The sequence below is a fragment of the Sphingomonas sp. AC449 genome (assembly GCF_979253475.1).
On sequence record NZ_CEEDCZ010000002.1, the window covers coordinates 470,517 to 497,115 of the forward strand.

General features: G+C 66.6%; 28 protein-coding genes. 12 read left to right on the plus strand and 16 right to left on the minus strand.

Annotated elements, in window-relative coordinates:
• Positions 1-164 precede the first annotated feature (164 nt).
• Both parC and AC0CH3_RS05770 read left to right on the plus strand, forming a co-directional pair.
• Complete coding sequence (parC, locus tag AC0CH3_RS05765) at positions 165-2,414, plus strand: DNA topoisomerase IV subunit A (protein ID WP_056021558.1); 2,250 nt, start codon at positions 165-167, stop codon at positions 2,412-2,414.
• Positions 2,415-2,534: 120 nt separating this feature from the next.
• The gene (locus tag AC0CH3_RS05770; protein WP_354302571.1) at positions 2,535-4,196 is read left to right on the plus strand and encodes a putative bifunctional diguanylate cyclase/phosphodiesterase; all 1,662 of its coding nucleotides are present in this window, start codon (positions 2,535-2,537) and stop codon (positions 4,194-4,196) included.
• On the opposite strand, the gene AC0CH3_RS05775 is transcribed toward AC0CH3_RS05770, so the two are convergent.
• The 4 genes from AC0CH3_RS05775 to AC0CH3_RS05790 form a co-directional block, all read right to left on the minus strand.
• Positions 4,183-5,394, minus strand: coding sequence for a CCA tRNA nucleotidyltransferase (locus tag AC0CH3_RS05775; RefSeq protein WP_354302572.1), 1,212 nt, complete (start codon positions 5,392-5,394; stop codon positions 4,183-4,185). The genes AC0CH3_RS05770 and AC0CH3_RS05775 overlap by 14 nt on opposite strands.
• Positions 5,385-5,981 carry a CoA pyrophosphatase gene (locus AC0CH3_RS05780; RefSeq protein WP_354302573.1) on the minus strand — a complete coding sequence of 199 codons (597 nt, stop codon included), beginning with the start codon at positions 5,979-5,981 and terminating at the stop codon, positions 5,385-5,387. The genes AC0CH3_RS05775 and AC0CH3_RS05780 overlap by 10 nt, the downstream gene beginning before the upstream one ends.
• The gene (locus AC0CH3_RS05785; protein ID WP_333996429.1) at positions 5,978-6,574 is read right to left on the minus strand and encodes a DUF1285 domain-containing protein; all 597 of its coding nucleotides are present in this window, start codon (positions 6,572-6,574) and stop codon (positions 5,978-5,980) included. The genes AC0CH3_RS05780 and AC0CH3_RS05785 overlap by 4 nt, the downstream gene beginning before the upstream one ends.
• A 127-nt stretch (positions 6,575-6,701) precedes the next feature.
• The gene (locus AC0CH3_RS05790; RefSeq protein ID WP_354302575.1) at positions 6,702-7,211 is read right to left on the minus strand and encodes a GNAT family N-acetyltransferase; all 510 of its coding nucleotides are present in this window, start codon (positions 7,209-7,211) and stop codon (positions 6,702-6,704) included.
• A gap of 140 nt (positions 7,212-7,351) precedes the next feature.
• Between AC0CH3_RS05790 and AC0CH3_RS05795 the strand changes: the two genes are divergently transcribed.
• Positions 7,352-7,723, plus strand: a complete 372-nt coding sequence (locus AC0CH3_RS05795) for a dihydroneopterin aldolase (RefSeq protein ID WP_056021574.1) — start codon at positions 7,352-7,354, stop codon at positions 7,721-7,723.
• A 4-nt stretch (positions 7,724-7,727) separates the two neighbouring features.
• The gene (locus AC0CH3_RS05800; RefSeq protein WP_354302577.1) at positions 7,728-8,012 is read left to right on the plus strand and encodes a Rossmann fold domain-containing protein; all 285 of its coding nucleotides are present in this window, start codon (positions 7,728-7,730) and stop codon (positions 8,010-8,012) included.
• Between the two features lies 1 nt (position 8,013).
• On the opposite strand, the gene AC0CH3_RS05805 is transcribed toward AC0CH3_RS05800, so the two are convergent.
• Positions 8,014-9,090, minus strand: a complete 1,077-nt coding sequence (locus AC0CH3_RS05805; protein WP_465237694.1) for a hypothetical protein — start codon at positions 9,088-9,090, stop codon at positions 8,014-8,016.
• Between the two features lie 223 nt (positions 9,091-9,313).
• On the opposite strand from AC0CH3_RS05805, the gene AC0CH3_RS05810 reads away from it, so the two are divergent.
• From AC0CH3_RS05810 to AC0CH3_RS05830, 5 genes are all read left to right on the plus strand, one after another.
• On the plus strand, positions 9,314-9,994 hold the full coding sequence (locus tag AC0CH3_RS05810; protein ID WP_056021581.1) for an energy transducer TonB: 681 nt from the start codon (positions 9,314-9,316) through the stop codon (positions 9,992-9,994).
• Positions 9,995-10,044: 50 nt separating this feature from the next.
• Positions 10,045-10,839, plus strand: a complete 795-nt coding sequence (locus AC0CH3_RS05815; RefSeq protein ID WP_056021583.1) for a MotA/TolQ/ExbB proton channel family protein — start codon at positions 10,045-10,047, stop codon at positions 10,837-10,839.
• Between the two features lie 92 nt (positions 10,840-10,931).
• The gene (locus AC0CH3_RS05820) at positions 10,932-11,411 is read left to right on the plus strand and encodes an ExbD/TolR family protein (RefSeq protein ID WP_056021586.1); all 480 of its coding nucleotides are present in this window, start codon (positions 10,932-10,934) and stop codon (positions 11,409-11,411) included.
• Positions 11,412-11,444: 33 nt separating this feature from the next.
• Positions 11,445-11,873, plus strand: a complete 429-nt coding sequence (locus AC0CH3_RS05825; RefSeq protein ID WP_056021590.1) for an ExbD/TolR family protein — start codon at positions 11,445-11,447, stop codon at positions 11,871-11,873.
• A 201-nt stretch (positions 11,874-12,074) separates the two neighbouring features.
• Positions 12,075-12,419: a tetratricopeptide repeat protein gene (locus AC0CH3_RS05830; RefSeq protein ID WP_056021593.1), complete on the plus strand. Its 345-nt coding sequence runs from the start codon at positions 12,075-12,077 to the stop codon at positions 12,417-12,419.
• Positions 12,420-12,510: 91 nt separating this feature from the next.
• On the opposite strand, the gene dcd is transcribed toward AC0CH3_RS05830, so the two are convergent.
• On the minus strand, positions 12,511-13,065 hold the full coding sequence (gene dcd, locus AC0CH3_RS05835) for a dCTP deaminase (protein WP_056021596.1): 555 nt from the start codon (positions 13,063-13,065) through the stop codon (positions 12,511-12,513).
• Positions 13,066-13,204: 139 nt separating this feature from the next.
• Here dcd and AC0CH3_RS05840 point away from each other — a divergent pair, with 139 nt between their 5' ends.
• Positions 13,205-14,110, plus strand: a complete 906-nt coding sequence (locus AC0CH3_RS05840) for a Gfo/Idh/MocA family protein (RefSeq protein ID WP_465237695.1) — start codon at positions 13,205-13,207, stop codon at positions 14,108-14,110.
• An 11-nt stretch (positions 14,111-14,121) separates the two neighbouring features.
• Here AC0CH3_RS05840 and AC0CH3_RS05845 read toward each other — a convergent pair whose 3' ends face one another.
• From AC0CH3_RS05845 to AC0CH3_RS05855, 3 genes are read right to left on the minus strand one after another with little or no spacing between them, the layout of a single operon-like run.
• Entirely contained in the window at positions 14,122-14,586 is a 465-nt protein-coding gene (locus AC0CH3_RS05845; RefSeq protein WP_156350422.1) for a cytidine deaminase, read from the minus strand.
• Positions 14,583-15,260, minus strand: coding sequence for a glycoside hydrolase family 25 protein (locus AC0CH3_RS05850; RefSeq protein WP_354302585.1), 678 nt, complete (start codon positions 15,258-15,260; stop codon positions 14,583-14,585). Before AC0CH3_RS05850 ends, AC0CH3_RS05845 begins: the two co-directional genes overlap by 4 nt.
• Positions 15,261-15,269: 9 nt before the next feature.
• The gene (locus tag AC0CH3_RS05855) at positions 15,270-15,752 is read right to left on the minus strand and encodes a UPF0262 family protein (protein WP_354302587.1); all 483 of its coding nucleotides are present in this window, start codon (positions 15,750-15,752) and stop codon (positions 15,270-15,272) included.
• Positions 15,753-15,896: 144 nt separating this feature from the next.
• On the opposite strand from AC0CH3_RS05855, the gene AC0CH3_RS05860 reads away from it, so the two are divergent.
• Positions 15,897-17,387 (plus strand): replicative DNA helicase, encoded by a 1,491-nt coding sequence (locus AC0CH3_RS05860; RefSeq protein WP_056021608.1) that lies wholly within the window; start codon positions 15,897-15,899, stop codon positions 17,385-17,387.
• Positions 17,388-17,549: 162 nt separating this feature from the next.
• Here the strand turns inward: AC0CH3_RS05860 and AC0CH3_RS05865 are convergent, their stop codons facing one another.
• From AC0CH3_RS05865 to cobA, 5 genes are all read right to left on the minus strand, one after another.
• Positions 17,550-18,302: a phosphoadenylyl-sulfate reductase gene (locus AC0CH3_RS05865; RefSeq protein WP_354302589.1), complete on the minus strand. Its 753-nt coding sequence runs from the start codon at positions 18,300-18,302 to the stop codon at positions 17,550-17,552.
• Positions 18,295-18,735, minus strand: a complete 441-nt coding sequence (locus tag AC0CH3_RS05870; protein WP_056021613.1) for a DUF934 domain-containing protein — start codon at positions 18,733-18,735, stop codon at positions 18,295-18,297. The genes AC0CH3_RS05865 and AC0CH3_RS05870 overlap by 8 nt, the downstream gene beginning before the upstream one ends.
• Positions 18,728-20,359, minus strand: coding sequence for a nitrite/sulfite reductase (locus tag AC0CH3_RS05875; RefSeq protein WP_354302591.1), 1,632 nt, complete (start codon positions 20,357-20,359; stop codon positions 18,728-18,730). Before AC0CH3_RS05875 ends, AC0CH3_RS05870 begins: the two co-directional genes overlap by 8 nt.
• Before the next feature lie 237 nt (positions 20,360-20,596).
• Positions 20,597-20,893 carry a DUF2849 domain-containing protein gene (locus AC0CH3_RS05880; RefSeq protein ID WP_465237696.1) on the minus strand — a complete coding sequence of 99 codons (297 nt, stop codon included), beginning with the start codon at positions 20,891-20,893 and terminating at the stop codon, positions 20,597-20,599.
• Positions 20,890-21,693, minus strand: a complete 804-nt coding sequence (gene cobA / locus AC0CH3_RS05885) for a uroporphyrinogen-III C-methyltransferase (protein WP_354302595.1) — start codon at positions 21,691-21,693, stop codon at positions 20,890-20,892. Before cobA ends, AC0CH3_RS05880 begins: the two co-directional genes overlap by 4 nt.
• Before the next feature lie 161 nt (positions 21,694-21,854).
• Between cobA and AC0CH3_RS05890 the strand changes: the two genes are divergently transcribed.
• The gene (locus AC0CH3_RS05890; RefSeq protein ID WP_354302597.1) at positions 21,855-23,675 is read left to right on the plus strand and encodes a DUF885 domain-containing protein; all 1,821 of its coding nucleotides are present in this window, start codon (positions 21,855-21,857) and stop codon (positions 23,673-23,675) included.
• Positions 23,676-23,706: 31 nt separating this feature from the next.
• Here the strand turns inward: AC0CH3_RS05890 and astD are convergent, their stop codons facing one another.
• Both astD and AC0CH3_RS05900 read right to left on the minus strand, forming a co-directional pair.
• Positions 23,707-25,158, minus strand: coding sequence for a succinylglutamate-semialdehyde dehydrogenase (gene astD / locus AC0CH3_RS05895; protein ID WP_354302857.1), 1,452 nt, complete (start codon positions 25,156-25,158; stop codon positions 23,707-23,709).
• A gap of 37 nt (positions 25,159-25,195) precedes the next feature.
• Positions 25,196-26,563 carry a protein adenylyltransferase SelO family protein gene (locus tag AC0CH3_RS05900; protein ID WP_354302599.1) on the minus strand — a complete coding sequence of 456 codons (1,368 nt, stop codon included), beginning with the start codon at positions 26,561-26,563 and terminating at the stop codon, positions 25,196-25,198.
• Between the last annotated feature and the right edge of the window lie 36 nt (positions 26,564-26,599).

A 26,599-nucleotide genomic window follows, 5' to 3' on the forward strand; every position in this document is an offset into this window, starting at 1 on the left:
CGTTGCGGGTTGGTGCAAGATGGGTTGGGGGCCTGGCTCTGGATCCTGACTTTCGTCAGGATGACGGGGAGGAGGGAGGATCGGCGCGGGCGTTTCGAGCCTGTTGGGGGTGTTGAGAACAACAGTGGAACCTTCGCGCGGCGCTTGCTATCCCACATCAATCTATGGTCACCGATTTCAAAGATCCCTTCGACTCCATCGTCGACGCCCCCTTCGACAGCGCGCTGAGCGAGCGGTATCTCGTTTATGCGCTCTCGACGATCACCGCGCGGTCGTTGCCCGATGTGCGCGACGGGATGAAGCCGGTGCACCGGCGGCTGCTCTGGGCGATGCGGCTGCTGAAGCTCGATCCGAGCCAGGGTTACAAGAAATGCGCACGCGTCGTCGGCGACGTGATCGGCAAATATCATCCGCATGGCGACCAGTCGGTCTATGACGCGATGGTCCGTCTCGCGCAGACCTTCTCGCTGCGCTATCCGCTGGTCGACGGGCAGGGCAATTTCGGCAATATCGACGGGGATAATGCCGCCGCCTACCGATATACCGAGGCACGGCTGACGCAGGTCGCGGTCGACCTGATGGACGGGCTCGACGAGGATGCGGCCAATCTTCGCCCGACGTACAATGGTGAGGACGAGGAGCCCGAGCTGTTCCCCGGCATGTTCCCCAATCTGCTCGCCAACGGCGCGAGCGGGATCGCGGTCGGGATGGCGACGAGCATCCCGCCGCACAACGCCGCGGAGCTGATCGAGGCGGCGATCCTGCTGGTCGATCAGCCCGATGCCGACAATGACGCGATCCTGGCGCATGTGACGGGGCCGGATTTTCCGACCGGCGGGCTGGTCGTCGATCCCCCCGCGGTGATCCGCGAATCCTATGCCACCGGGCGCGGCGGGTTCCGGGTGCGCGCGCGCTGGAGCATCGAGCGCGAAAAGGGGGGCATGTGGACGCTGATCGTGTCCGAGATCCCGTATGGCGTGCAGAAGGGCAAGCTGATCGAACAGATCGCCGACCTGATCAACGCCAAGCGCCTGCCGATCCTGGCGGACGTGCGCGACGAATCGGACGCCGAGATCCGCATCGTGCTGGAGCCGCGGAGCCGGACGGTCGATCCGCAGGTGCTGATGGACGGGCTGTTCCGGCTGACCGATCTCGAGACGCGGGTGAGCCTCAACCTCAACGTGCTCGACAAGGATCGCACGCCGCGCGTGATGAGCTTGCGCGAGGCGCTGGCGGCGTGGGTCGAGCATCAGTTCGTCGTGCTGACGCGGCGGACGCAGCACCGGCTGGAAAAGATCGCCGACCGGATCGAGCTGCTCGACGGCTATCTGGTCGCCTATCTCAATCTCGACCGCGTGATCGAGATCATCCGCACCGAGGACGAGCCGAAAAAGGTGATGATCGCCGAGTTCAACCTCACCGATCGTCAGGCGGAGGCGATCCTGAACATGCGGCTGCGATCGCTGCGGCGGCTCGAAGAGTTCGAGATCAAGACCGAGCGCGACAAGCTCGACAAGGAACAGGCGTCGCTGACCGCGTTGCTCGCCGATCCCAAGCTGCAGAAGAAGCGGATGAAGGCGGACCTGCGCAAGATCCGCGACCGCTATGGCGCCGAGACGCTGCTCGGCAAGCGGCGGACGACGATCGAGGAGGCCGCACCGACGCGCGACATCCCGCTCGAGGCGATGATCGAACGCGAGCCGATCACCGTGATCCTGTCGCAGCGCGGCTGGATCCGGGCGATGCGCGGGCATAACGACCTGGCGAGTCCCGAGGCGCTGAAGTTCAAGGAGGGCGATGGCCCCGCCTTCGCCTTCCACGCGCAGACGACGGACAAATTGTTGCTGGCGGCCGAGAATGGGCGGTTCTTCACGCTGGCGGCGGACAAGCTGCCGGGCGGGCGCGGGTTTGGCGAGCCGGTGCGCGCGATGATCGATCTCGACGGCAGCGTCGGGATCGTCGCGCTGCTGCCGGCGGCGCGGCAGGCCAAGCTGATGGTCGCGGCGACCGATGGCCGCGCCTTCATCGCGACCGCAGCCGACGTGATCGCCGAGACGCGCAAGGGCAAGACGGTGATGACGCCGCGAATCGGCGAGAAGGTCAAGCTGGTCCGCCCGGTCGATCCCGCGGACGATTATGTCGCAGCGATCGGCGATAACCGGAAATTGCTGGTGTTTCCGATCAACGAGCTGGTCGAGATGAGCCGCGGGCAGGGGGTGCAGCTGCAACGCTACCGCGACGGCGGGCTGGCGGATGCGATCACCTTCGTGTTCGCCAACGGGCTGAGCTGGGCGATGGGCGGCGAGACCAAGCGCACGCGGACCGAGGCGGATCTGGGACCGTGGCGTACCGCGCGCGGCGCGGCGGGGCGGATGCCACCGACCGGGTTCCCGCGCGACAACCGGTTTGGCTAGAGTGACGCGGCGATAGACCGGCGTCCGCGGCCGAAACATTGCCAACCGGTTGCAGTTCCAGTCACTGCGGGTCTTTTGTAAATTTTATGCCGTATTAACGAAGCTTGGGTACGAGGGGGCATGGAATCGGTCCTCCACGACGCCGAAGCGCCACCGATCGTCCCGGCCGAACTGGTCGCGCGAGGGCTTGAACTCATCCCGATCCCGATGGTCCAGGTGACGCTGGATTCGGGGCGACTCGATTTCTATGCGATGAATCGCGCCTATCGTCTGGCGGGGCTTGGCGTCGTGCCGGGCCGCTCGCCGATGCTGGCGGATCTGACGCCCAGGATCACGGCCTTCATCCGGTCGGCGCAGACGCGGACGGACTTCGACTGGTCGCTGGGCGAGGCGATCGACTGCCGCTTCTACCGCGTGACGATCGCGCGGAGCGGGCCGCACGTCCATGACCGGTGCACGATCAGCTTCATCGACCAGACATCGCGGATTCAGACCGAGCGCAGCATGCAGCGCGAGATGACGACCGACAGCCTGACCGGGCTTCCGAACCGCGAGGGGTTCGAGAATCTGGTCGAGGGGATCGAGCATCGCGACTCGCACGCGGTGCTGGCGATCGATCTCGAACGGTTCGGCCGGTTGAACGCATGTCTGGGATCGCTCGCGGGCGACGAGATGCTGATCACCGTCGCGCGTCGCATCAAGGGGGCGCTGCGCGCGTGCGACACGCTGGCGCGGATCGGCGGGGATCAGTTCGCGGTCCTGATGACGATCGACGAAAACCCCGACGAGGCGCACCGGCTGGCCGAACGGATTCAGCGCACGCTGGTCGCACCGTTCCGGCTAACCGATTACGAGATTCGCGTCGAATGCTCGATCGGCATCGCCTATGGCCGGGACGAGCCGGGCGACATCGCGGAGCTGATCCGCAACGCGCAATTCGCGGTCAAGCGCGGCAAGCTCACGGGGCGCTCCGAGACGTACAAGCGCCAGGAATTCACGATCGCGCGCGAACAGTTCGGGCTCGAGACCGCGCTGCGGCGTGCGATCGAGAACGACCGGCTCCGGCTCGCGTTTCAGCCGATCTGCGATCTCGCGACGCAGCGGATCGTCGCGTTCGAGGCGCTTGCGCGCTGGACCGACGACGATGGTTGCGAAGTGCCGCCGTCCAAGTTCATTCCGGTTGCCGAGGAATGCGGGCTGATCGTGCCGCTCGGTCGCTGGGCGATCGATGCGGCCGCGCGGACGCTGTCGGCATGGGACGCCGCCGCGGGCGGATCATGCGGTGTCCGCGTCGCGGTCAACCTCTCGGCGATCCAGCTGCAGCGCGACGCGATCGCACCGGTGGTGGAATCCGCGTTGCGCCGGTCCGGGCTGACCGGCGACCGGTTCACGCTCGAGCTGACCGAGAGCGCGATCGTCACCGATCCCGATGGCATCGCGACCGCGATGCATGCGCTGAAGGATCTCGGCACGACGCTCGCGATGGATGATTTCGGCACCGGCTATTCGAACCTCGCCTATCTGCAGAAGCTGCCGATCGACATTCTGAAGATCGATCGCAGCTTCGTGACGGGCATGCTCGCTGATCGCGACAAGGTGTCGATCGTGCGCGCGATCCTGAGCTTGGCGCAGGCGCTCAACATGAAGACCACCGCCGAGGGAATCGAGACCAACGAACTCGCGCAGACGCTCGGCGCGCTGGGCTGCACCTATGGGCAGGGCTATGTCTTCGCGCGGCCGCTCGAAGCGGACGCGGCCTTTGCATCGATCAGCCTGAAATAGCGCGCGGTTCGGCAAGCGCGTCGCGGACCGCCGAATCGGCGATCGCATCGACCCGCGCCGCATCGGGAAAACCCTCGACGATCCACTGCGTTTCGATATGCCGGCGCATCGCCGCGACGTCGGGACCCTTGCGCAACCCGCGTTCGACGAGCGCACCGCCGCTGATCGGGAAGGCGGGCGGCGTCCAGTCGGCGATCGGGGTGATATCGTCGCCCGCAATCAGCAACCGGTCGATCGCGCCGGGAACGCCGCAGCGATAGGCGAGCGCACGCGGCCCCTCGTCGCCGGCACCCTGCGTCGCGGCGACGACGCGCTTGCGATTGGTGTTCGACAGCTTGAGCCGCGCGGCCACGCTATCGCCGTCGGCGGTCGGGATCAGCGCGGCGAGGCGACGGATCGGATCGGGCGGGATATCCGCTGCGTGCTCCCGCTCGGCCAGCGCGGCGAGCCGGGCAACGCCGTCCGCATCGATTTCGGGCAACACCGCACGCCAGATACCGCGTTCGACCATGAGCCCCATCACCGATACCGCACGCCGCGCGACCAGCAGTTTGAGCAGCTCGGCGGCGATACGTTCGCGCGACAACGCCATGAGGTCGTTCGCACGCTCGGTGCAGGCTTCGAGCCCGGCCGCGTCGGCCTCGGTTCCGAACCGCGCGTGAAAGCGGAAGAACCGCAGGATGCGCAGGTGATCCTCCGCGATACGCTGGCGGGGATCGCCGATGAAGCGCACGCGCCCGGCGGACAGGTCGTCGAGGCCGCCGAAATAGTCGAAGATCTCGCCGCTCGCCGGGTCGGCGTAGAGCGCGTTCATCGTGAAGTCGCGGCGCGCGGCGTCCTCGCGCCAGTCATCGGTATAGGCGATCGTCGCATGGCGGCCGTCCGTGGCGACATCGCGTCGCAGCGTCGTGATCTCGACCGGACCGCCTTCGGTGACCGCGGTGATCGTGCCATGCGCGAGCCCCGTGGGGACCGCCTTGATCCGCGCGTCGGCAAGCCGGTCGAGCACCTCCTGCGGCGAATGGCGGGTCGCGATGTCGACATCGAGCGCGTCGGGCGCGGCGGGGGCGACGCCAAGCAGCGTGTCGCGGACCGCGCCACCGACGAACCGCGATTCCGCGCCGCCGCCGAGCACCGCGGTGAGCGCCACGAGACCCGGGCGCGTCCGCCACGCCGCCTGCGGCAGGGTCACGCCCATTGCAGCCGCCGTGCAAGGTTGACGATCATCGCGGCGGTTGCGCCCCAGATGCGACGGTCGTGCCACAGGATCTCGTAATACTGCCGCATCCGTCCCTGCCATTCGACCTGTGCCGCCACGTGGTTGTCCGGATCGAGCAGAAACGCCAGCGGGACCTCGAACACGCTTGCCACCTCGGCCTCGCTTGGCTGGAGCAGAAGGTCGGGGGGGACCACCCCGATCACCGGCGTGACCTGAAACCCAGTCACGGTGCGATAGCCGTCGGCCTGCCCGATGACCGTCACATGGTCGCGTGAGAGCGCGATTTCTTCCTCGGCTTCACGCAAGGCCGCGGTGACGACGTCCTCGCCGGCATCGACGCGTCCGCCGGGAAAGGCGATCTGACCGGCATGCTTGCGCAGCGTCTCGGTCCGCTGCGTCAGGATGACGCCGGGTTCGCGCCGCTCGGTGATCGCCACGAGCACCGCCGCGGGCCAGGCAGGTACGTCCGGGGATGTCTTAATATCCGGATGATCGCCGCTGAGCAGAACGACATCGGGCGCCACGTCGCGCGACAGTGCGGCGTGCAGTCGATCGGCCAAGCTCACGCAGCAATGTCTTCCGGCGGATCCTGCGTGGTACCGGGCTGCAGCGCGAAGAACATGCCATCGCTCCACAGCCCGACGGGCTGGTCGTCGCTGGCAATCGCGCGCTCGGCGAGTTCGTAATAGACCGACCGCGCCACCAGCGCCTCCATGCCGCCCCGCACCATCAGATAGGGCCGGGGCCCGTCGGCATCCTCGACGAACCGCAGCGGATGCCGCTCGCCCGCAGTCACGAGATCGCCGGTATTGAGACGGAAGGTGAGCCGCGACGACGCACCCGCGCCATCCGCCTTTACTTCCACGGCGACGAAGGGGACGTCCTCGACGACGATGTCCAGCTTCTCGACGGGGGTCACCAGGACGTACTTGCCGTCGGCCTCGCGCCGCAGGATCGTCGAGAACAGCCGGACCATCGCTTCGCGGCCGATCGGCGTGCCCTGGTGATACCAAGTGCCGTCGCGTGCGATGCGCATCTCGCTATCGCCGCAGTGGCTGGGGTTCCATTTGTCGACGGGCGGCAGTTTCTGCTCGTCGGCAAGCCGTGCGATCTCGGCGAGGCTCAACGAGGACAGGTCGGGAAGCGGGTCCATGGGCATTGGCGCGAGGTAAGGAGCGGCGGGCCTGTCGTAAAGCCTTGGTACGGTCAAAGCGGGGTGATTGATGACGCTTGATATGTACCAAAACGGTCCCGCGCAGCGCCATTATCCGCTTCTCCCGGGGGCGTCAGGCGTCGATCCGCGCGCGTGGCGCCAGCAGGCCGGGCATGTCGGGAACCCTGGGTCCCCGCGCCAGGAGGCGGTGGCGTTCGACCGGACCCGGGGCGTCCCAGGCGGTGGTACGCTCCGCGCTGAAGTCGAAGAACCGGCCATAATAGTCGGGATCGCCGATCAGCATCATCGCGTCGCCAAGGCCGGTCGCCTCCGCGGCCGCCAGCGCGCTGCGCATCAACGTCCGTCCGACGCCGCTGCCCTGGTGGCCGGGCGCGACCGCGACCGGGCCGACCATCACCAGCGGCAGCTGTCCGGCCGCGGTGACAAGCGCGATCGGCCAGCACTGGATCGACCCGACCAGCGTGCCCTCCTCGATCGCTGCAAAACTGAGCGACGCGATCGCCGTCGCGGACCCGCGGATCACATAGGCCGTGCGGCGATGGCGATCGGCGCCGAACGCCTCGTCGAGCAGCGCTTCGACGGCATCGGCCGATACGTCGTGCAGGGGGATGATCTCGATCACCGGTGTCTCCAGCGCCGGTACGGGAGCGCGTCCGGGGCCGCGCGCTTTACGCAGGGCGGCGTCGAACGCAAGCGGAACCGATCGCGCGCGACGATGGCGCACGGGCTTCCCTCCGGTAACGGCTCTGCTAGAGCGCGCCGATGCAAGACAGTCTTCAGCTCGAAGTGCACGACATGGAAGTGCAGGTGCTCACCGGAATCTATTCGGAGGAGACGCACCTGCCGCAACCGCTGCGCATTTCGCTTACCGTCGACCTGACGTGCCCGAGCCGGTTCGACCCCGATACGCCGCTGTCGGCGTCGAAGAACTATCTCGATCTCAAGCATGCGGCGACGACCGCGCTTCCCGAGGGGGTGCATTTCACGCTCATCGAGGCGGTCGCCGATCATATCTGCGAGACGCTGTTCCTGCAGGACGCGCGTGTCCAGCGGGTCGTCGTCAAGATCGTGAAGCTGGCGATCGCGGAGGCAGGCGAGGCGATCGGCATCACGCTGGTCCGCCATCGGCGCTGACCGCGTGATCCTGACGCTTGCACGCGGCGGGGACATCGCCACGCTGGTGCGCGACGCCGCCGCCGATGGCGCGGAGTCGATCGTGGTCGTGATCGCGCCCGGTGCGGATCCGCTCGCGGCGGCGCTGTCGCGTGCGGCCGTCGGGCCGCTCGCCGTCGAATATGCGCCGGGGGTGCGCATCAACGCCGTCGCGCCCGGTGCGACGACCGCGCCCGATGTCGTCGCGAGCGCGGCCGCGTTTCTCGACAATGCGCGGTCGACGACCGGGCAGATTCTCGAACTGCGCTAGCTCAGCTCGGCGCGCGGCCGCACGAACCAAGCGCGGCGATCACGAACCGGTAGTCGTCACGCGCGATCTGCGCATCCGAAGGCGCGAGCGACGCCGTGCTGCGGTCGGGCAGTGCCGGGGGCAGGCCGCAGGCGAGCCGGTACCAGAGCAGGGTGCCGCGCGCCGGGGGGCCTGCCGCCTCGTCGACGATCTCGCTCAAAGCCACCGCCCAGCGGGGCTGTTCGCCCGGACGGCGCAGGATCGACAGCGAGACGGGGCGCTGGTCGGCGGTCGTCAGGAATATCTGCGTCTCGCCTTCGCCCGGGAGCGCACCGGGGACATGGAACGCGTTGCCCGTCCCCGTGATCACGGGCGGCGCGTCATTCGCCAGGATTGCCTTTGTTATCGCGCGCACGCGCGTGTCGAGCTCCGGGGTCCAGTCGCGCTGCGCGGTGCGGCCGGCCAGCTGGACCTGCGTCGGCGTGCCCGCGACCGGACGCGCGAACACGAGCACGCGCGCGCGCTTCAGCTTGGGGGGGCGCCCGTTTGCATCCGGCGCGACGTCCAGCAGATAGCCGATCCGCGGCGCCACGCCGTTGCTGCCGCGGATCAGCGCGGTGACGTCGAGCTCGACATAGAAGCGCGTCTGCCCCGGTACCACGTCCGCAGCCTCCGCGCCCTTGATCCGCGTCGTCGAGCGAATCACGCCGTCGGCGATCACCGGCGCGCCGAGAATCAGGTCGGCCAGATCCGCATAGCCAGCGCCGGCATCGCCGCCTTGCGACGAAACGGAAGCGCCGTCGCCCCGGATCGGGACAGGTGCGGCGCCCGAATCGCCCGTCGTTCCGGCATTCCACTGCCGATCAAGCTCCTCCGGCGTCATGGTCGTGAGGCCGTCGGTCGCCGGGCCGGGTCTCGCCTCGGGGGGTGACGCCGGGCCGGGGTTGGCATCCTGTCCCGACACGGGACCGGGCACCGTCAGGACGGGGGGCGACGCCTGTGGCGGGGTTTGCGCGCCGACCTGCTGCCAGGGCACGGACGTCGTTGCAAACAGAGCCGAAATAGTAAGGATCGACGGAATGTGGCGGGTCAGGGTCATCGCCCTTGGCTACGCGATGGCGGATGAACGTTACAGAAATAAATCTGCCATCGAGCGCTTGTACGTTTGTTGCGTCTGACAAAGCGTTTGCGTGTCGCAGGACGTGGCGATAGACATTAGGCACTGCCGCGTGGAATTTTGCTTCACGGCACACGTTTGCGTTGCGCCTGCCCCCATGCGCGACCGCGTGAAGGCAGACAGAATAAGGGAGTGTCGTTGCTGAATGGCCTATGTTGACCAGAAGATGTCCTCAGGCAAAATCGTCGCGATCATCATCGTCGCGCTGATTCACGCTGCCTTGGGCTATGCTTTCGTCACCGGCCTCGCGTACCAGTACGTGAAAAAGGCCACCGAAAAGTTAAACACGTTCGACGTGGAGCCGCCACCGCCGCCTCCTCCGCCGGACGAGCCCCCGCCGCCGCCGCCTGACCAGCCGAACCTGCCGCCGCCGCCCACCACTGTCGTGGTGCCGCCGCCGGTCGTGGTGACGCCGTCGCCTGCGCCTGCGATCACGACGTCGAACATCATCCCGCTGAGCCAGCCAACCGCTCCGCCGGCGCCTCCCGCGCCGCCGTCGCCACCGGCACCGCCTGCACCTCCGGCCGTCAGCAAGGCTGCCGGCGCGAAGGGCAACCCGGCTTCGTGGGTCAGCGTCGACGACTATCCGCCAAGCGCCATCCGTGCGGGTGAGCAGGGCGCGGTCGCGATGCGCTGGGACATCAACGCCCAGGGTCGCGTCGAGAATTGCACCGTCACGACGTCGAGCGGCTCGCCTGCTCTCGATCGTGCAGCGTGTGCCGCGATGACGCGACGTGGTCGCTACTCGCCGGCGCTCGACCAGAACGGCAATCCGATGCGATCGAGTGCGACGCAGCGTATCCGGTGGACGTTGCCGGAAAATTAATCCGCGTCTCGGCGCAACAGACCAACGAATCTTAAGAGGATCATCCGACCATGTTCACCACTATCCTTGCCGCGGCGGCGCCCGCAGCAGCCGAAGCCAACCCGTACGGCCTTGAAGCGGCACTTCGCGAAGGCGGTCTGATTTCGCAGACCGTGTTCGGCATCCTGGTGCTGATGTCGGTGGTGTCGTTCTACATCCTCTTCTCGAAGCTGTTCGAGCAGCAGAAGATCATCGGCCAGGGCAAGCGCGTCCGTCAGGCCTTCTGGTCGTCGAACAGCCTGCGCGAGGGTTCGGCCAAGCTCGAGAAGAACTCGGCCTACAAGCAGATCGTCGACGACGGCCTGGCCGCTCAGGAGCAGCATTCGAAGCTGACCGATCCGGTCGAGGCGCATGACTGGCTGCACGGTTCGCTGGCGCGTTCGGAAGCCGCGATCAACTCGAAGCTGGGTGGCGGTCTCGCCTTCCTCGCGACGGTCGGTTCGGTTTCGCCGTTCATCGGTCTGTTCGGTACGGTTATCGGCATCTACCGCGCGCTCGTGAAGATCGGCGCATCGGGTCAGGCATCGATCGACAAGGTCGCAGGCCCGGTCGGTGAAGCACTGATCATGACCGCGCTCGGTCTGGTCGTCGCGGTTCCTGCCGTTCTGTCGTACAACTGGCTGCAGCGCCGCAACAAGTCGATCGCAGAGGACCTGTCGGCCTTCTCGAACGACGTGCTGGGCTTCCTTGCTTCGAACGGCGCCGTGCGTCCGATCCTCGCATCGGGTGCCAAGCCTGCTCCTGTGAAGCCTGTCACGCCGACCACGACCGCCGGCCAGACCGGTGGCGTGCCGCGCGCCAACTAAGACGCGAAAAGGCGGGGCTGCTGGCGACAGCGGCCCCGCTTCATTGCCGCCGGCGGTTCCGGCGGCGATTAAATGGATAGGATAGTTCGCACATGGCGATGAGTGTTGGTGGCGATTCCACCGAGAGTTCGATATCGGACATCAATACGACGCCGCTGGTCGACGTCATGCTCGTGCTCCTGATCATCTTCCTGGTGACGACCACCGTTGCGGTCCAGGCAGTGCAGCTGAAGCTTCCCGAGGTTAAGTTCGATCCGACGACCACCAAGCCCGAGAACGTCTCGCTGTCGGTGACCACCAATGCCGATGGCAGCTGTGCGGTGTATTGGGGTCTGTCCCCGGTCACGTCGACCGAGCTGCTCGATCGCGCTGTGGCCAAGCTGAAGGCGGAGATCGATCGTCAGGGTGGCGTGAACGCTGCCGGTCTTGAACTGCCCGAGGCGCATATCCGCGGCGACGTGAACACGCCGTACAAGTGCATCGGCGGGACGATCTATACGATGCAGCGCGCCGGCTTTGCCCGCGTCGGCTTCATCTCCGAGCCGCCCCCCGGCGGCACCACCGAACGCTGACGGTCGCTCGGACGTATTTAGGAGTAGCATAATATGGCAATGAGCGGCGGCAAAGAAGACGGCTCGCCGATGATGGAAATGAACATGACGCCGTTGATCGACGTCCTGCTCGTTCTCCTCATCATGTTCATCATCACGATCCCGATCCAGACGCACGCGGTCAAGGTCGACCTTCCGGTCAACAGCCCGAACCCGCCGCAGAACCCGATCGACCCCGAGAAGAACAAGATCTCGATCGATGCCGCGGGCACGGTTGCGTGGAATGGGTCGCCGGTCGACGAGGTGACGCTGCGTCAGTATCTCGACCAGACGGCAAGCATGAACCCCGAGCCCGAACTTCACTTCCAGCCTGATCCGCAGGCACGGTACGAAGTCGTGGATCGCACGCTGGCCGTCGTGAAGCGGTCGGCGATCAGCAAGCTCGGCTTCATCGGCAACGAGCAGTATCGCAACGACTTCTAAGTCACGCGACAGCTACACAACGACGTCCAGGGCGGTCCTCACGGGCCGCCCTTTTCGTTTGTCCGCCGGGGATGCCGCACCGCCCATCCGTCTCGGTCCTGCGCAGTAAGAATCACGTCTTGCGACTCGGTCACGGAAGTGACACACCAGTGTCACAAAAGTGAAACCTTCCGGCAAGGAAGGGCGATAGGAGACGAAGTCATGCGCATTTCCGGGTTGGTGATCCTCGCGCTCGCCGGTGTCGCGGCTCCGGCATTGGCCGCCGATCAGAACGGGTATCAGGCGATCGTGGCGGGCGATCTCGCGACCGCCGAACGCAGCATTGTCGCAGAGCGACAGATCTATCCGGATCGGCCCGAACTGATGCTCAATCTGGCCGCGGTGTACCGCAAGACGGGACGCGCGACCGCGGCCCGCGCCTTGTACGCCGAGGTGCTCGAGCGGCGTCCGGTCGCGATGGACATGCCATCGGGTGAAGTCGTGTCGTCGCATGAGCTGGCCCGCCGTGCGCTCGGCACGCCGTCGGTACAGCTCGCCACGCGGTAAAGCCGCAAGCGTTACGCGAGGGGGTGTTCGGCGCGCGGGGGCTACCCGTCGCGCCTTGCATCGTTCCTGATATGTAAGCGGATGCCCGCGTCTAGAGCCGGGGCAGCGTCACGCCGCGCTGTCCCATATATTTGCCGGCGCGGTCGGCATAGCTCACCTCGCATGGCTCGTTGCCCTGCAGGAACAGGAACTGGCAGGCGCCCTCGTTCGCATAGATCTTGGCGGGGAGCGGCGTGGTGTTCGAGAATTCGAGCGTCACATGGCCTTCCCATTCGGGTTCCAGCGGGGTCACGTTGACGATGATCCCGCAGCGCGCATAGGTCGACTTGCCGAGGCAGATCACGAGCGTGTCGCGCGGGATCCGGAAATATTCGACGGTCCGCGCGAGCGCGAAGCTGTTCGGCGGGATGATGCAAACGTCGGTCTTGCGGTCGACGAAGCTGTTCGCGTCGAAGTTCTTCGGATCGACGATCGCGCTGTCGACATTGGTGAAGATCTTGAACTCGTCCGCGACCCTGGCGTCATAGCCATAGGAGGACAGGCCGTAGCTGATGCAGCTGTCGCGTCGTTGTGCTTCGTGGAATGGCTCGATCATCGCGTCGCCAAGCGCGCGCTCGCGGATCCAGCGGTCGGACATGACGGACATGATAGCTCCCCTTCGCGCGGGGCTTTCGCGCGGATGACGCGCCACGGCAAGGGGGAAGCTCGACAGCGCGCGAACCGACGATAGAGAAGGGCGCCTGCCGGCGATCCATCGCCGAGGGATGGGGGACGGGATGCGCGTATTGCTATGTGGGTTGGGCGATATCGCGCGGAAGGCGTATCTCCCCGTGCTGGCGTCGACGCCTGGGCTCGAGGTCCATCTCGCGACGCGCGATCCCGCCACGCTGACCAGCCTCGGGACGATGTATCGGATCTCGGGGCTGCATTCGAGCCTCGACGACGCGCTTGCGACAACGGGCTTCGACGCGGCGTTCGTCCACAGCGCGACGGCAGCGCACCCGGCGATGGTCGAAACGCTGTTGCGCCGGAGTATCCCGGTGTTCGTCGACAAGCCGCTCGCCGACTCATGGGAAGAGGCGGAGCGGCTGGTCGACCTTGCCGTGATGCAGGGATGTCTGCTGCGTGTCGGCTTCAATCGCCGCTACGCACCCGGCTATGCCGCGCTGCGCGACACGGCCCGGTCGTTCGTGCTGATGGAAAAGCACCGGTACGCGCAGCCCGACACTCCACGTCGCGTCGTATTCGACGACTTCATCCATGTCGTCGACACATTACGCTTCCTCGCACCGGTGGCGACGCCGCGCGTGACGATCGAGACGATCGTTCGCGACCGACGGCTGCACGGTGTAACGATGACGCTCGCGGGGGACGGTTTTCACGCGGTGGGGACGATGCAGCGCGACTCGGGACTCGACGAGGAGCGGCTGACCGTCATCGGCGATGACCGCACGGTGTCGGTGTCGAATATGTCGGACTCGATCGAGCGTGACGGCGTCGAGCGCCACCGCCGTCGGGGCGACTGGACGCCGGTCGCGCGCCAACGCGGGTTCGAGGCGATGTGCGCGGACTTTCTCGACGCGGTCCGGACAGGGCTAGCGACCGATGCCGCCGATATCGTCGAGACGCACCGGTTGTGCGAGGCGATCGTACGGCATGCGGACGGGGACCGACGTCCGCTGCGGACCTGATACGACAGGGGTCAGCGGATCCCGAGATCCGCGGGGCCGAAGGCGTCGGGCAGCAGGTCGGACAGAGAATAGCTGCGGATCGCATCGCCTTCGGCCGCACCGCAATGAACCGGCAGATCGCGACCGCCCAGCTGTGCGGCCTCGTTGATCACCTGGCGGCATCGGCCGCACGGGCTGACGGGGGCGATCCCGGTCGCCCTGCCATCCGCATCCATTGCGCCGCCGATCACGCCGATCGCCACGACCTCGCGAAGCCGGCCCTGCGCGCTTGCCGACGCGATCGCGACGGTCTCCGCGCAGAGCGACAACCCGTAGCTCGCATTTTCGACATTCGCGCCGGTGACGATGCTGCCGTCTTCGAGCAGCACGGCGGCCCCCACCGCGAACCGCGAATAGGGGGCATGTGCATGTCGCGCCGCATCGCGTGCCGCAGCGATCAGGCGGGTTGCTTGCTCGGTATCGAATATCTCGCTCATCGTGCCACTACGTCCCAATTCACCGGTCCCTTGATGCCTTCGATGCGGCGAAAGCTGCTTGCACGCCACATCCGCCACGGCTGCGCCGCATAATCGGGCGTGACGATATCGGCCATCGCCCAGATCGGTCGCGGCAGTGCAGCGGACAATCCATAGGCCGACTCGACCGACTTGCCGATGCGGAGCAGCACGGGCTTGGCCGTGTGCGTCTCGACCATCGTCACGAACCGCGTCAGGTCGCTCACGAGCGTGGCCTTGTCGGGGCGCGCGGTGCAATCGTCGCGGAACTGGATGTCGATCGCGACCGGAAGCGCATCCTTCGCGGCGGGAACGAAGGTGTTGAACGCGTTCGCCTGGTCGACTGCGGGCTGGCAGAGCGAATAGACGTGAACCGCGCCACGCCGCAGCCCTGCCTCGGGCAGCGCGGCCCAGTTCGCTTCGAACGCGGGATCGCGCCGGTCGCTGCCCGAGGTCGCGACGATGTAGGCGAAGTCGGCCCCGCGCGCGCGCACCGTGCCCCACTCGACCGGCGGGGGGTTCTCGCCGAGATCGATGCCCTGCAACGGGTAGAGCGCTGTCGCCGGATGCCACTGGGTCGCATAGGCCCAGCCGCCGATCCCGAGCCCGCCGGCGCCGAACAACAGCGTCGCGATCTTCAGCATGGTATTCGCCATCAGCGTTGCTCAACCGCGCAGGTGCAGCACGCAGATGAGCGTGAACAACCGGCGCGCGGTGTCGAAATCGACCTCGATCTTGCCCGCCAGGCGATCCTTGAGCAGTTCGGCGGCCTCGTTGTGAATGCCCCGCCTGGCCATGTCGACGGTTTCGATCTGGGCAGGCGTCGCCTGGCGGATCGCCTGGTAATAGCTGTCGCAGATCGCGAAATAGTCCTTGATCGGTCGGCGGAAACGGCCGAGCGCGAGCACCAGTGTCTCAAGATGCGTGTCGTCCTCACGGTGGATATGAATGCCGAGACGACCTTCCTCGGTCTCGAGCTTGATCCGGTAGGGGCCGGCATAGCCGTCGGCATGCTGGCGTTGCGGCGCGAAGTGATTGCCCTCGATCAGGTCGAAGATCGCGATCCGCCGCTCCTGTTCGATGTCCGCGGTGCGCCACGCGATGGTGCGCTCGTCGAGCTGTACGTCGATGATCCGCGGGTCGGCCATGCGACGTTCGATAGCGGTGGTCGTTACGCCTGTCACTTCTCTGCTGCAGCCGCATGAGGTCGTGCCGTCACGGCTTCGCCACTTATCCCCATCATTCTGACGCACCCGGCTTGGAGCGGCGCGGCGCAGTGCGTATTACGCGGCATGGCAACTCTCGCATTTCCCGTCCCCGCTGTGGCCGAGCCGCAGCAGCTACCCCGTAACGTCGAAGCCGAGGCGGCGATGCTCGGCGCGATGATGATCGACAACCGGCTCGCCGACGATCTGGTCGACAAGCTCGAGCCCGGGCATTTCTTCGAACCCGTCCACGGCCGGATCTTCGCGGCGATCAAGACGCTGCGCGGCAACGACATGCTGGTCACGCCGGTGACGTTGCGGCCGATGTTCGACGCGGACGAGGGCATGCGCGAGCTGGGCGGACCGGCGTATCTTGCCGGGCTGACGGGCAGCGGCGCCGGGCTGATCGGGGCGCGCCAGTTCGCGCAGCAGATCTACGACCTCGCGATGCTGCGTGCGCTCGTCTCGGTCGGGCGGACGCTCGTCGACCGGGCGATGGATACGTCGGAAGAGGTCAATCCGCGGGCGCAGATCGAGCTCGCCGAAGAAGAGCTGTTCAAGGTCGCGGCCGATGGTGGCTCAGAGAATTCGGTGAAGTCGTTCGCGCAGGCGACGACCGCGGCGGTCAAGATGGCCGAGCGTGCGCTCAACTCGGGCGGCAACCTGTCGGGTGTCACCACGGGCATCGATTCGATCAACGCGAAGATCGGCGGCATGCATCACAGCGATCTCATGATCCTCGCCGGGCGTCCGGGCATGGGCAAGACCTCGCTCGCCACCAACATCGCGTTCAACGCCGCGCGGCGCTGGATGCGCGACATGGCCGACGGGATCGCGCCGAAGGACTCGGTCGGCGCAAAGGTCGCGTTCTTCAGCCTCGAAATGTCCGCCGACCAGCTGGCGACGCGTATTCTCGCCGAGCAGTCGCAGATTTCGTCCGAATCGCTCCGCATGGGCAAGATCAGCCGCACCGAGTTCGCGCAGCTCGCGGCCGCCGCGGCCGAGCTCGAGAACCTGCCGTTGTTCATCGACGATACCGGCGGTCTGTCGATCGGCGCGCTGCACACGCGCGTCCGCCGGTTGCAGCGTCGCCACAACAACGAGATCGGGCTGGTCGTGGTCGACTATCTTCAGCTGCTGTCGGGGTCGGGCAAGAGCAAGGACGGCAACCGAGTCCAGGAAATCTCGGAGATCTCGCGCGGGCTGAAGACGCTGGCGAAGGATCTGAACGTGCCGGTGCTCGCGCTGTCGCAGCTGTCGCGTGCGGTGGAATCGCGTGAGGACAAGACGCCGATGCTGTCGGATCTTCGCGAATCGGGGTCGATCGAGCAGGACGCGGACATGGTCTGGTTCGTGTACCGCGAGGATTATTACGTCGCGTCTAAGGAGCCCAAGCGCCCGACCGAAGGCGACAGCGCGAAGATCTTCGAGGATCACGCGTCATGGGCGGCGGAAATGGAGCGCGTCTATGGCCTGGCCGAGCTGATCATCGCCAAGCAGCGTCACGGTGCGACTGGCAAGGTGCGGATGAAGTTCGATCCGACGATCACGAAGTTCTCGGATCTGGCCGAGTATTGAGTGTATCTCCCTCTCCCCGCGGGGGAGAGGGAAGGGGCCCGCGGCGCTTGCCGTGGGAAGGGTGAGGGGAGTGAGGTTCGGGACGTTGCCTCCCAACGCCCCTCACCCTTCCGTCGCCTCCGGCTCCTCCCTCCCTCTCCCCGACGGGGAGAGGGACACGGATCAGATGACCGGGTCGTAGCCGCCGGGGGCGTGGATGCCGCATTCGACCTTGTCGAAGCTGCGCCACCGGCCCGCGCGCGGATCTTCGCCCGGGGCCACCTTCGTCGTGCACGGCGCGCAGCCGATCGAGAGATAGCCCTGCGCTTCGAGCGGATGCCGGGGCAGGTCATGTTCGGCGAAATAGGCGTCGAGCTTGACCTTGTCCCAATCCGCGAGCGGGTTGATCTTCAGCCGGCCCTCATCCTCCTCGAACCGCGGCAACGCCGTGCGCGTCCCCGACTGGAAGCCTTTGCGGCCCGAAATCCACGAATCGAACGGGGCGAGCGCGCGCCGCAGCGGCTCGACCTTGCGCAGGTCGCAGCAGCCGTCGGGGTCGTAGGACCAGCGCAGGCCCGCCTTGTCCTTGATCGCGAGCAACCGCGGATCGGGTCGGAATACGCGCAGGTCGGTAAAGCCGAGCCGCTCCGCCAGTTCGTCGCGGTACGCCAGCGTCTCGCCGAACATCTTCTGCGTGTTGGTGAAGACCACCGGCACCTCGACATCGACCTGCGCGACCATGTGCAGCAGCACCGCCGATTCGGCGCCGAATGACGACACCGCCGCGATCCGCCCACGCAACTCGCCCGCCAGCAGTTCGCGCAGCATGTTCTGCGCGGACACGCCCTCGAACCGCGCCTGCATCGCCTGCGCATCCGCGCGGGTGAACGCGGGCGTCACGTCGATCATGTCGAGCTGGCGCGCGGGTTCACCCATGGCGCAGCTTCCAGATCGGCACCGCGCCGTCCGCCGCCTTCTGGTAGGGCGAGTCATAGCGTTCGAGGCTGGCGCGGAGCACGTCGATGTCGATCGGCGCCTGCGGCGCGAAGCTATCGAAGCCGCAGCGGCGCATCAGCGGGATCTGGTCGACAAGCACGTCGCCCTGCGCGCGCAGTTCGCCTGTATAGCCCGCCTCGCGCAGGATCCGTGCCGTCGAATAGCCGCGCCCGTCGCGATAGCCGGGAAAGCTCACCTCGATCAGCGCGAGCTGGTCGATCTGCGGCAAGAGCGCGCGCGCATCGTCGCCTGCCTCGAGGCGGACGGCGGCCGCATTGCTCTGGCCGATGAACGAATCGAGAGTCACCGCAGGCTCGTCATGCGGCTCGTCGTCGCGGAAGCGGAGCAGCGTCTGGTCCGGATACTCAACCATAGATCGCCTCCTTGAACGTTTCGAAGCCGACGCGGCGATAGGTGTCGAGGAACCGCTCGCCGGGGTCGCGGACCTGCAGATACCGGTCGGTAACGCGCTCGATCGCGTCGACCACGCCGTCCTCGGAGAAGCCGGGGCCGGTGATCTTGGCGAGGCTGACATCCTCCGCACCCGAGCCGCCGAGCGAGAGCTGGTAATTCTCGGTGCCCTTCTTGTCGACGCCGAGGATGCCGATGTGCCCGGCATGGTGATGCCCGCAGGCGTTGATGCAGCCGCTGATCTTGAGCTTCAGTTCGCCCAGGTCGCGCTGGCGGTCGAGACTGCCGAAGCGCGTCGCGATCTTCTGTGCGAGCGGGATCGAGCGCGCATTGGCGAGGCTGCAATAATCGAGGCCGGGGCAGGCGATGATGTCGCTGATCAGGTCGAGATTGGCCTCGGCCAGACCCGCCTCGTTGAGCGTCGACCACACCGCGTGCAGATCGGCGATGCGGACGTGCGGCAGGACGATGTTCTGCGCATGCGTGACGCGCAGCTCGTCGAAGCTGTAGCGCGTGCCGAGATCGGCCATCACGTCGATCTGGTCCGCCGACGCGTCGCCGGGGATGCCGCCGACGGGCTTCAGGCTGATGTTGACGATCGCATAGCCCGGCTGCTTGTGCGCCTTCACATTCTGGTCGAGCCAGACCGCGAAGTCGGGATCGCTGCGGTCGATCTCGGCGGACGCGGTCTTCTCGAACGCGGGCGCGCCGAAATGGCTCGTGATCCGCTCCAGCTCGGCGCGCGGCGGATCGAGGCCGAGGCCCTTCACCGCGGCGAATTCCTCCTCGACCTGGCGACGATATTCGTCGGGGCCGATCTCGTGCAGCAGGATCTTGATCCGCGCCTTGTAGATGTTGTCGCGGCGGCCGTAGCGATTATAGACGCGCAGGCACGCCTCGAGATAGCTCATCAGGTCGTCAGCGGGGACGAAATCGCGGATCTCGTGGCTGATCATCGGCGTGCGGCCCATGCCGCCGCCGACATAGATCTTCGCGCCGAGTTCACCGTCGCGGACGTGCAGACCGATGCCGATGTCGTGCAGCCGCATCGCCGCACGATCCTCGTCCGCCGCGATCACGCAGATCTTGAATTTGCGCGGGAGGTAGGTGAATTCGGGGTGGAACGTCGACCACTGGCGGATCAGCTCGGCCCAGGGGCGCGGATCGGCGACCTCGTCCGCGGCGGCGCCGGCGAACTGGTCCGAACTGATGTTGCGGATGCAGTTGCCCGACGTCTGGATGGCATGCATCTCGACCGTCGACAGCTCCTGGAGGATGTCCGGGGTCTGGTCGAGCTGGATCCAGTTGAACTGGATGTTCTGCCGCGTCGTGAAATGGCCGTAGCCGCGATCGTACTTGCGCGCGATATGGCCGAGCATCCGCATCTGCCGGCCGTCGAGCGTGCCGTAGGGCACCGCGACGCGCAGCATGTACGCATGCAGCTGGAGATACAGGCCGTTCATCAGCCGCAGCGGCTTGAACTGGTCCTCGGTCAGCTCGCCCGAAAGGCGGCGGCGGACCTGGTCGCGGAACTCGTCGACGCGTTGGTCGACGATGGCCTGGTCGTATTCGTCGTACTTATACATGGGGGGTTCCCGGTAGAATTTGGTTCACGCGAAGGCGCGATGGCGCGAAGAAGATCGGGTTCACGCGGCGGCGCGGAGACGCGGAGAAGAAAGAACCCGCGTCAGCGGGTATCGGATCTGTCTCGATCAGCGAGTTTGAGTACCGCTGCGCGGCACGCGCAACACCTCCGCGTCTCCGCGCCTCCGCGCGAACCACCTTCTCACTGATTTTTTCGCGCCTTCGCGCCTTCGCGTGAATCATATGACCCAGCTCCCCGCAGATGGATCCGCGGGTTTGAGGGTCAGGTCGGGCCGCATTGTGGGCCCAAGCGCCCGGATACGGTCCTTGATATGTGCAGGGCGGGGGCCGTCGTCGGTCTGCGTCGCCTCGATCAGATAGGGGACGTTGACGCGGCGTGCGCCTTCCTCCGCCTGGAGGATCGACTCACCCGCCACGCCGACATCGACCGCGTCCTCGATATGGCGCGACCAGCCATTGCCGGTCCACCATATGACGTCGCCCGTCGGCAGATCATTTCCCGTCAGCACTCTCACGCCTGCACCTCGTCACCCATAGCATCTGCCACCCGAGCCCAACGCGCGAGCTTGTCGGTCGCGTCGGACAGTTCGACGACTTCGCCTACCACGATGATTGCCGGGCTGGCGACACGTTCGCGGGCCACCATCGGTCCGAGATCGGCCAGCAATGTCCGCATCGCGCGCGAGCCCTGCCATGTCCCACGTTCGAGCACCGCGACCGGCATGTCCGGCGCGACGCCGTCGGCGATCAGCTTGTCGGCGATGTCGGTCGCGGTCGCGATGCCCATGTAGATCACGAGCGTGCGTCCCTGTCCGGCAAGACCCGACCAGTCCTGTTCGGTCAGCCCCTTGCACTGACCGGCGACGAAGCTGACCGCGCTGGAATGATCGCGGTGCGTCAGCGGCAGCATCGCTTCGGCCGCGCAGCCGAGCGCCGCGGAGACGCCCGGGATCACCTCGACGGGCAGGCCCGCGGCGCGGACCGCCTCAACCTCCTCGCCGCCGCGGCCGAAGACGAAGGGATCGCCGCCCTTGAGACGGACGACCACGGCCCCCGTCTTGACGTGCGCGATGATGAGCGCGTTAATCGCCTCCTGCGGCAGCGTGTGACGCGCGCGCTGCTTGGCGACCGAGATGCGCTGCGCCCGGGGCGATGCGAAATCGAGCACGCGCGGATCGATCAGACCGTCATGCACCACGACATCGGCGATCCCGAGTGCCTCGACCGCACGAACGGTGAGCAGCCCGGGATCGCCGGGACCGGCACCGACGAGAATGACGCGCCCACGCGCGTTCGGATCCAACAAACTAGCCATGATAAGGAGATGGGGGCTCGCCGTGCGAAAGGCGACACCAGCATTATTTGGCCCGATCCTAGTCCTGCTTTCCCCAAATGCCGTTTGTGGACTGGTGGCGTCGAAATCGGCGCGATAGGGCCGGTGATTAATCGTCGATCCAGCGACGTGAGGATATCTTGATGAAGCGCCCGATCTGCCTTGCCGCCTTGCTGCTCGCGACCACTCTCATCGGCGCGGTGCCGGCGGCGGGCCAGGCGCTTCCGCCGCCCACGCCGATCCCCGGCGACGGGCCCGAGGATGCGAAGCTGAAGCGGCTGTTCTACGACAGCGACGAGCGCGATCTTCGCAACGATCCGATCCAGGCGATCTTCCGCGGCGATCTGCGCTATGCGGCAAGCTTCGGCGAGTATCTCACCGACGCACGCACCGCGCGCGACCGGCGCAACGCCGAGAGCGACCTCGCGGCGATCACCGCGATCGACCGCAGCAAGCTGACCCGCGTCGACCAGATCGCGTACGACGTGTTCCGCTATGGCAAGGAGGTGGCGTTGCGGGGGCTTGCACCCGACATCGTCGCCATCGACCGGCTGCTGCCGATCAATCACTTCGGCGGGTTCCAGACCTTCTATCCCGATTTCGCGTCGGGCACCGGCGGGGCGCCGTTCAAGACGGTCATGGACTATGACAATAACCTGCGCCGCAACGCGGGGTACGCAGCCGTGTTCGACCGCGCGATCGCGCTGATGCGCGAAGGCATGGCAAAGGGGGTGACGCAGCCCAAGCTCGTCGTGCGCAACATGATCGGCCAGTTCGACAATTTGATCGCGCAGGGCGTCGAGAAATCGACCTTCTATGCGCCGGTGACGCTGTTCCCGGCATCGATTCCAGCTGGGGACCGGACGCGGCTCACCGCGGCATATGCAAAGCAGGTCCGCGAGGTCATCAACCCGGCGCATGTGAGGATGCGCGACTTCCTGGCGAACGAATATCTCGCCAAGGCGCGTGACACGGTCGGCCTTTCGGCGCTGCCGGGGGGGGCGGCGCTGTACGCGCAGCGGATCGAGGACAGCACGACGTTGCGGCTCGAGCCCGACGCGGTGCATCGGCTCGGCCTGTCCGAGGTCGCACGCATCACGCGCGAGATGGAGGCGCAGAAGGCTGCGGTCGGCTTCAAGGGCAGTTTGCCAGCATTCTTCGACTATCTGCGCACCGATCCGAAATTCCAGCCCAAGACCGCGGATGCGGTGCGGCTGGGCTATGAGGCGATCGGCAAGCGCGTCGATGCGCGGATCGCGACGCAGTTCTCGCTGGTCCCCAAGAGCCCGCTGGCAATCCGCCCGGTTCCCGATTTCCGCGCGAAGACCGATGCCGGCGGCTCGTACCAGCAGGGGACGCCCGACGGGACGCGGCCGGGGATCTTCTACTACAACACCTATGACCTGCCGACGCGCTATCTCTGGGGGATGGAGACGCTGTACCTGCACGAGGCGGTGCCGGGGCATCATTACCAGATCAGCCTGGCACAGGAAAACGTCGCGCTGCCCGCGTTCATCAGGTTCGGCGGCAATACCGCCTATGTCGAAGGCTGGGCGCTGTATGCCGAGACGCTGTGGAAGGAGCTCGGCGTCGAGACCGATCCGTATCAGCGGATGGGCGGGCTGAACGACGAGATGCTGCGCGCGATGCGGCTGGTGGTCGACACGGGGATCCATGCCAAGGGCTGGAGCCGCGACAAGGCCATCGCCTATATGCTCGAGAATTCCCCGATGGGACGAACCGATGCCACCGCGGAGGTCGAGCGCTATATCGCGATCCCGGGGCAGGCGCTGGCATACAAGATCGGGCAGTTGACGATCATGAGGGTGAAGGCGAAGGCCAAGGCCGCGCAGGGTGCAAAGTTCGATCCGCGCGCGTTCCATGCGCAGGTGCTCGATACCGGCGCGCTGCCGATGCCCGTGCTCGAGAAGAAGATCGACGACTGGCTCAGCGGGGTGAAATGACGGCGTGTGCGGCGCCGCCTGTCGCCCCGCGTCAGGCGTCGCGCAGACCGATGCCGATGCTGGCGCGCGCGGTTTCGGATTCGCTGCTGACGACGGGGTAGGCGCAGTAATCGGCGGCGTAATAGGCGCTCGGCCGGTGGTTGCCCGACCAGCCGACGCCGCCGAATGGTGCGCCTGACGAGGCACCGTTGGTAGGCTTGTTCCAGTTGACGATCCCGGCGCGGATGTTCGCCCAGAAACGGTCGTACAGCGACGGGGTCTGGCTGATCAGCGCGGCGGACAGGCCGTAGCGCGTGTTGTTTGCCTCGGCGATCGCGGCGTCGAAATCGTCGGTGCGGAAGACCTGCAAAATCGGTCCGAACAGCTCGAGGTCGGGGCGGTCCGCCATGTCGGTGACGTCGATCATTGCCGGACGCAGGAACGGCAGCGTGTCGACCGGGCGCTCGAGATGCCGGATCGGGCGTCCGCCGCGCATCAGCAGGGCAAGAAAGCTCTCGGTCAGTTGATCGGCCGCGTCATTGTCGATCACCGGGCCCATGAAGGGTGCCGGGTTGGCATGCGGGTGGTCGACGATGATCCGCGTGATCATCGCCTCGATCGTGTCGAGCAGCGGCTGCGCGAGGCGTTCCTGGACGATCAGCCGTCGCGCGGCGGTGCAACGCTGCCCGGCGGTGGTGAAAGCCGACTGGACCACGAGCACCGCGGCGGTGTGAAGGTCGGGCGTGTCCCAGACCATGATCGGGTTGTTGCCACCCATCTCGAGCGCGAGGATCTTCTCGGGCTTTTCGGCAAAGGCGCGATTGAGCGCGAGCCCGGTATGCGCAGAGCCGGTGAACAGAAGGCCGTCGATATCGGGATGCGCGGCGAGCGCCTTGCCCTCGGCGGGGCCGCCGACGAGCAGGCGGATACAGTCCTCGGGCACGCCCGCCGCGCGGTAGCATTCGACGAGGAACGCACCCGTCGCCGGGGTCTTTTCGGACGGCTTGAACACCACCGCATTGCCGGCGATCAACGCGGGGACGATGTGTCCGTTGGGAAGGTGCGCGGGGAAATTATACGGGCCGAGCACGGCAAGTACGCCATGCGGCTTGTGACGCAGCGCGACGCGGCTGTTCATCGGCGCCTCCATCCGGCGCTGCGCGGTGCGCTCGGCATAAGCGCTGACCGAGATGTCGACCTTGGCGATGACCGTCTCGACTTCGCTCCGCGCTTCCCAGACCGGCTTGCCCGTTTCGCGCGCGATTAGGTCGGTGAATTCGTCGTTGCGCTGGCGGACGACGTTGGCGAAGCGGCGCATCGTCTCGATCCGGAACGCGAGCGGTTTCGATGCCCAGCCGGCCCAGCCGCCACGCGCCATGCCGACTTCGGCATCGACATCGCCGATCAGGTGGCGCCACAACAGGACACCGGTCGCAGGTTCGTAGGAAAGAATTTCGTCGGCCATGTCCGGCTCTTGCCCGAAATTCCAGGCCGTTTCCACCATGGCGCTCGGCGTCTGCATCGCGTTGCTGGCCGCGGGATCAGGCGAGCGCCTCTCCCATCGCCCTGATCGCCGCGATCTTGGCCCCGAGCGCACCCCAGTCGTCGCGGTCGGCGATGCCCGACCAGATCGACTCGACCTCGTCGATCAGCATGCTGCACGGGCTTCCCGACCAATAGGGATGCGCGCGATCCTTGCGCGCGGCATAGCCGGCGAGTCGCGTTCGGACGTCGTCCCATGGCGCGCCATATTCCGGCGGCAGGTCGCCCCCGAACGCATCGAAGAAGAAGCGATCGAGGCTGCCGCCTGTCGTGCGAAGCGCCAACTCGGTCGCCTGGACCAGTGCACGATCGCCATCCGGATCGCTTGGCTGGACGCCGAGGCGCCAGAGGATCGCCTCGCTGACCTCGGCCTGGTAGCGTGGGCCGAACGTGTCGAGGGCCGCGATCAGCGGTTCGCTTTCGGCAAGAAGCCTGAGCGAGACGGCGAGCTGCATCACGTCCCAGTGGATTGCCTCGGGCTGACGGCCAAAGGCGTACAGGCCTTCGTGATCGAAATAGGCGGCCGTGAACCCCGGGTCCCAGGTCGGCGCGAACCGCCACGGGCCGTAGTCGAAGCTCTCCCCGGTCACGTTGATGTTGTCCGAATTGAGAACGCCGTGAACGAAGCCCGCCGCCATGTAGCGTGCCGCGAGGCGCGCGGTTCGGGCCACGACGCGGTCGAGCAGCAGGACAGGGTCGTCGCTGTCCTCTCCATAAAGGTTGCGCAGCGTGTAGCCGACGAGCTTGCGCAGGCTGGCCTCGTCGCGCTCGTAGGCGAGCCGCTGGAACGTCCCGATGCGGACATGGCTGTGGTTCAGCCGGACGAGGACGGCGGAGCGCGTCGGGCTGGGCTCGTCGCCGCGCTGCAACCGCTCGCCCGTCTCGATCAGCGACAGCGTGCGCGAGGTCGGGACGTTCAGCGCCTCGAGCATCTCGGTCGCAAGGATTTCGCGCACACCGCCCTTCAGCGTCAGGCGACCGTCGCCCGCGCGGCTCCACGGCGTCTGGCCCGATCCCTTGGTGCCGAGATCCATCAGCCGGCCGCGATCGTCGCGCATCTGCGCGAAGGTAAATCCGCGGCCGTCGCCGAGATCGGGATTGTAGTTGCGAAACTGGTGCCCGTGATAGCGCAGCGCGAGCGGGCCGGGCAGCGTGTCCGGCAATGGCGCGAAGCGTCCGAAATGCCGGGTCCATTCCGCGTCGTCGAGCCCTGCGAGCCCGACCTGTGCGGCGGCACGGTCGTTCCGGAAGCGCAATATGGTGTCGGGAAAATCCGCCGCCGCGACGGGATCGAAGAACGCATCCCCGAGCGTGAGCAGCGTGGTTTCGGGGCGATAGGCTGGGGAGGCTTGCGGGTCGATGGGCATGCAGCGATATGGTGGCCGCTACCCGAAGGACGCAAC

Bases quoted from the DNA above. Each gene is read 5' to 3' on its own strand.
- cobA (WP_354302595.1), bottom strand. From the start codon at position 21,693: ATGGCTAGTTTGTTGGATCCGAACGCGCGTGGGCGCGTCATTCTCGTC.
- AC0CH3_RS05805 (WP_465237694.1), bottom strand. From the start codon at position 9,090: ATGACCCTGACCCGCCACATTCCGTCGATCCTTACTATTTCGGCTCTG.
- AC0CH3_RS05865 (WP_354302589.1), bottom strand. From the start codon at position 18,302: ATGGGTGAACCCGCGCGCCAGCTCGACATGATCGACGTGACGCCCGCG.
- AC0CH3_RS05770 (WP_354302571.1), top strand. From the start codon at position 2,535: ATGGAATCGGTCCTCCACGACGCCGAAGCGCCACCGATCGTCCCGGCC.
- AC0CH3_RS05775 (WP_354302572.1), bottom strand. From the start codon at position 5,394: ATGGGCGTGACCCTGCCGCAGGCGGCGTGGCGGACGCGCCCGGGTCTC.
- AC0CH3_RS05830 (WP_056021593.1), top strand. From the start codon at position 12,075: ATGCGCATTTCCGGGTTGGTGATCCTCGCGCTCGCCGGTGTCGCGGCT.
- AC0CH3_RS05850 (WP_354302585.1), bottom strand. From the start codon at position 15,260: ATGGCGAATACCATGCTGAAGATCGCGACGCTGTTGTTCGGCGCCGGC.
- AC0CH3_RS05795 (WP_056021574.1), top strand. From the start codon at position 7,352: ATGCAAGACAGTCTTCAGCTCGAAGTGCACGACATGGAAGTGCAGGTG.
- astD (WP_354302857.1), bottom strand. From the start codon at position 25,158: ATGGTGGAAACGGCCTGGAATTTCGGGCAAGAGCCGGACATGGCCGAC.
- AC0CH3_RS05785 (WP_333996429.1), bottom strand. From the start codon at position 6,574: ATGCCCATGGACCCGCTTCCCGACCTGTCCTCGTTGAGCCTCGCCGAG.
- AC0CH3_RS05875 (WP_354302591.1), bottom strand. From the start codon at position 20,359: ATGTATAAGTACGACGAATACGACCAGGCCATCGTCGACCAACGCGTC.
- AC0CH3_RS05815 (WP_056021583.1), top strand. From the start codon at position 10,045: ATGTTCACCACTATCCTTGCCGCGGCGGCGCCCGCAGCAGCCGAAGCC.
- parC (WP_056021558.1), top strand. From the start codon at position 165: ATGGTCACCGATTTCAAAGATCCCTTCGACTCCATCGTCGACGCCCCC.
- AC0CH3_RS05825 (WP_056021590.1), top strand. From the start codon at position 11,445: ATGGCAATGAGCGGCGGCAAAGAAGACGGCTCGCCGATGATGGAAATG.
- AC0CH3_RS05860 (WP_056021608.1), top strand. From the start codon at position 15,897: ATGGCAACTCTCGCATTTCCCGTCCCCGCTGTGGCCGAGCCGCAGCAG.
- AC0CH3_RS05870 (WP_056021613.1), bottom strand. From the start codon at position 18,735: ATGGTTGAGTATCCGGACCAGACGCTGCTCCGCTTCCGCGACGACGAG.
- AC0CH3_RS05890 (WP_354302597.1), top strand. From the start codon at position 21,855: ATGAAGCGCCCGATCTGCCTTGCCGCCTTGCTGCTCGCGACCACTCTC.
- AC0CH3_RS05820 (WP_056021586.1), top strand. From the start codon at position 10,932: ATGGCGATGAGTGTTGGTGGCGATTCCACCGAGAGTTCGATATCGGAC.
- AC0CH3_RS05855 (WP_354302587.1), bottom strand. From the start codon at position 15,752: ATGGCCGACCCGCGGATCATCGACGTACAGCTCGACGAGCGCACCATC.
- AC0CH3_RS05845 (WP_156350422.1), bottom strand. From the start codon at position 14,586: ATGAGCGAGATATTCGATACCGAGCAAGCAACCCGCCTGATCGCTGCG.
- AC0CH3_RS05810 (WP_056021581.1), top strand. From the start codon at position 9,314: ATGGCCTATGTTGACCAGAAGATGTCCTCAGGCAAAATCGTCGCGATC.
- dcd (WP_056021596.1), bottom strand. From the start codon at position 13,065: ATGTCCGTCATGTCCGACCGCTGGATCCGCGAGCGCGCGCTTGGCGAC.
- AC0CH3_RS05900 (WP_354302599.1), bottom strand. From the start codon at position 26,563: ATGCCCATCGACCCGCAAGCCTCCCCAGCCTATCGCCCCGAAACCACG.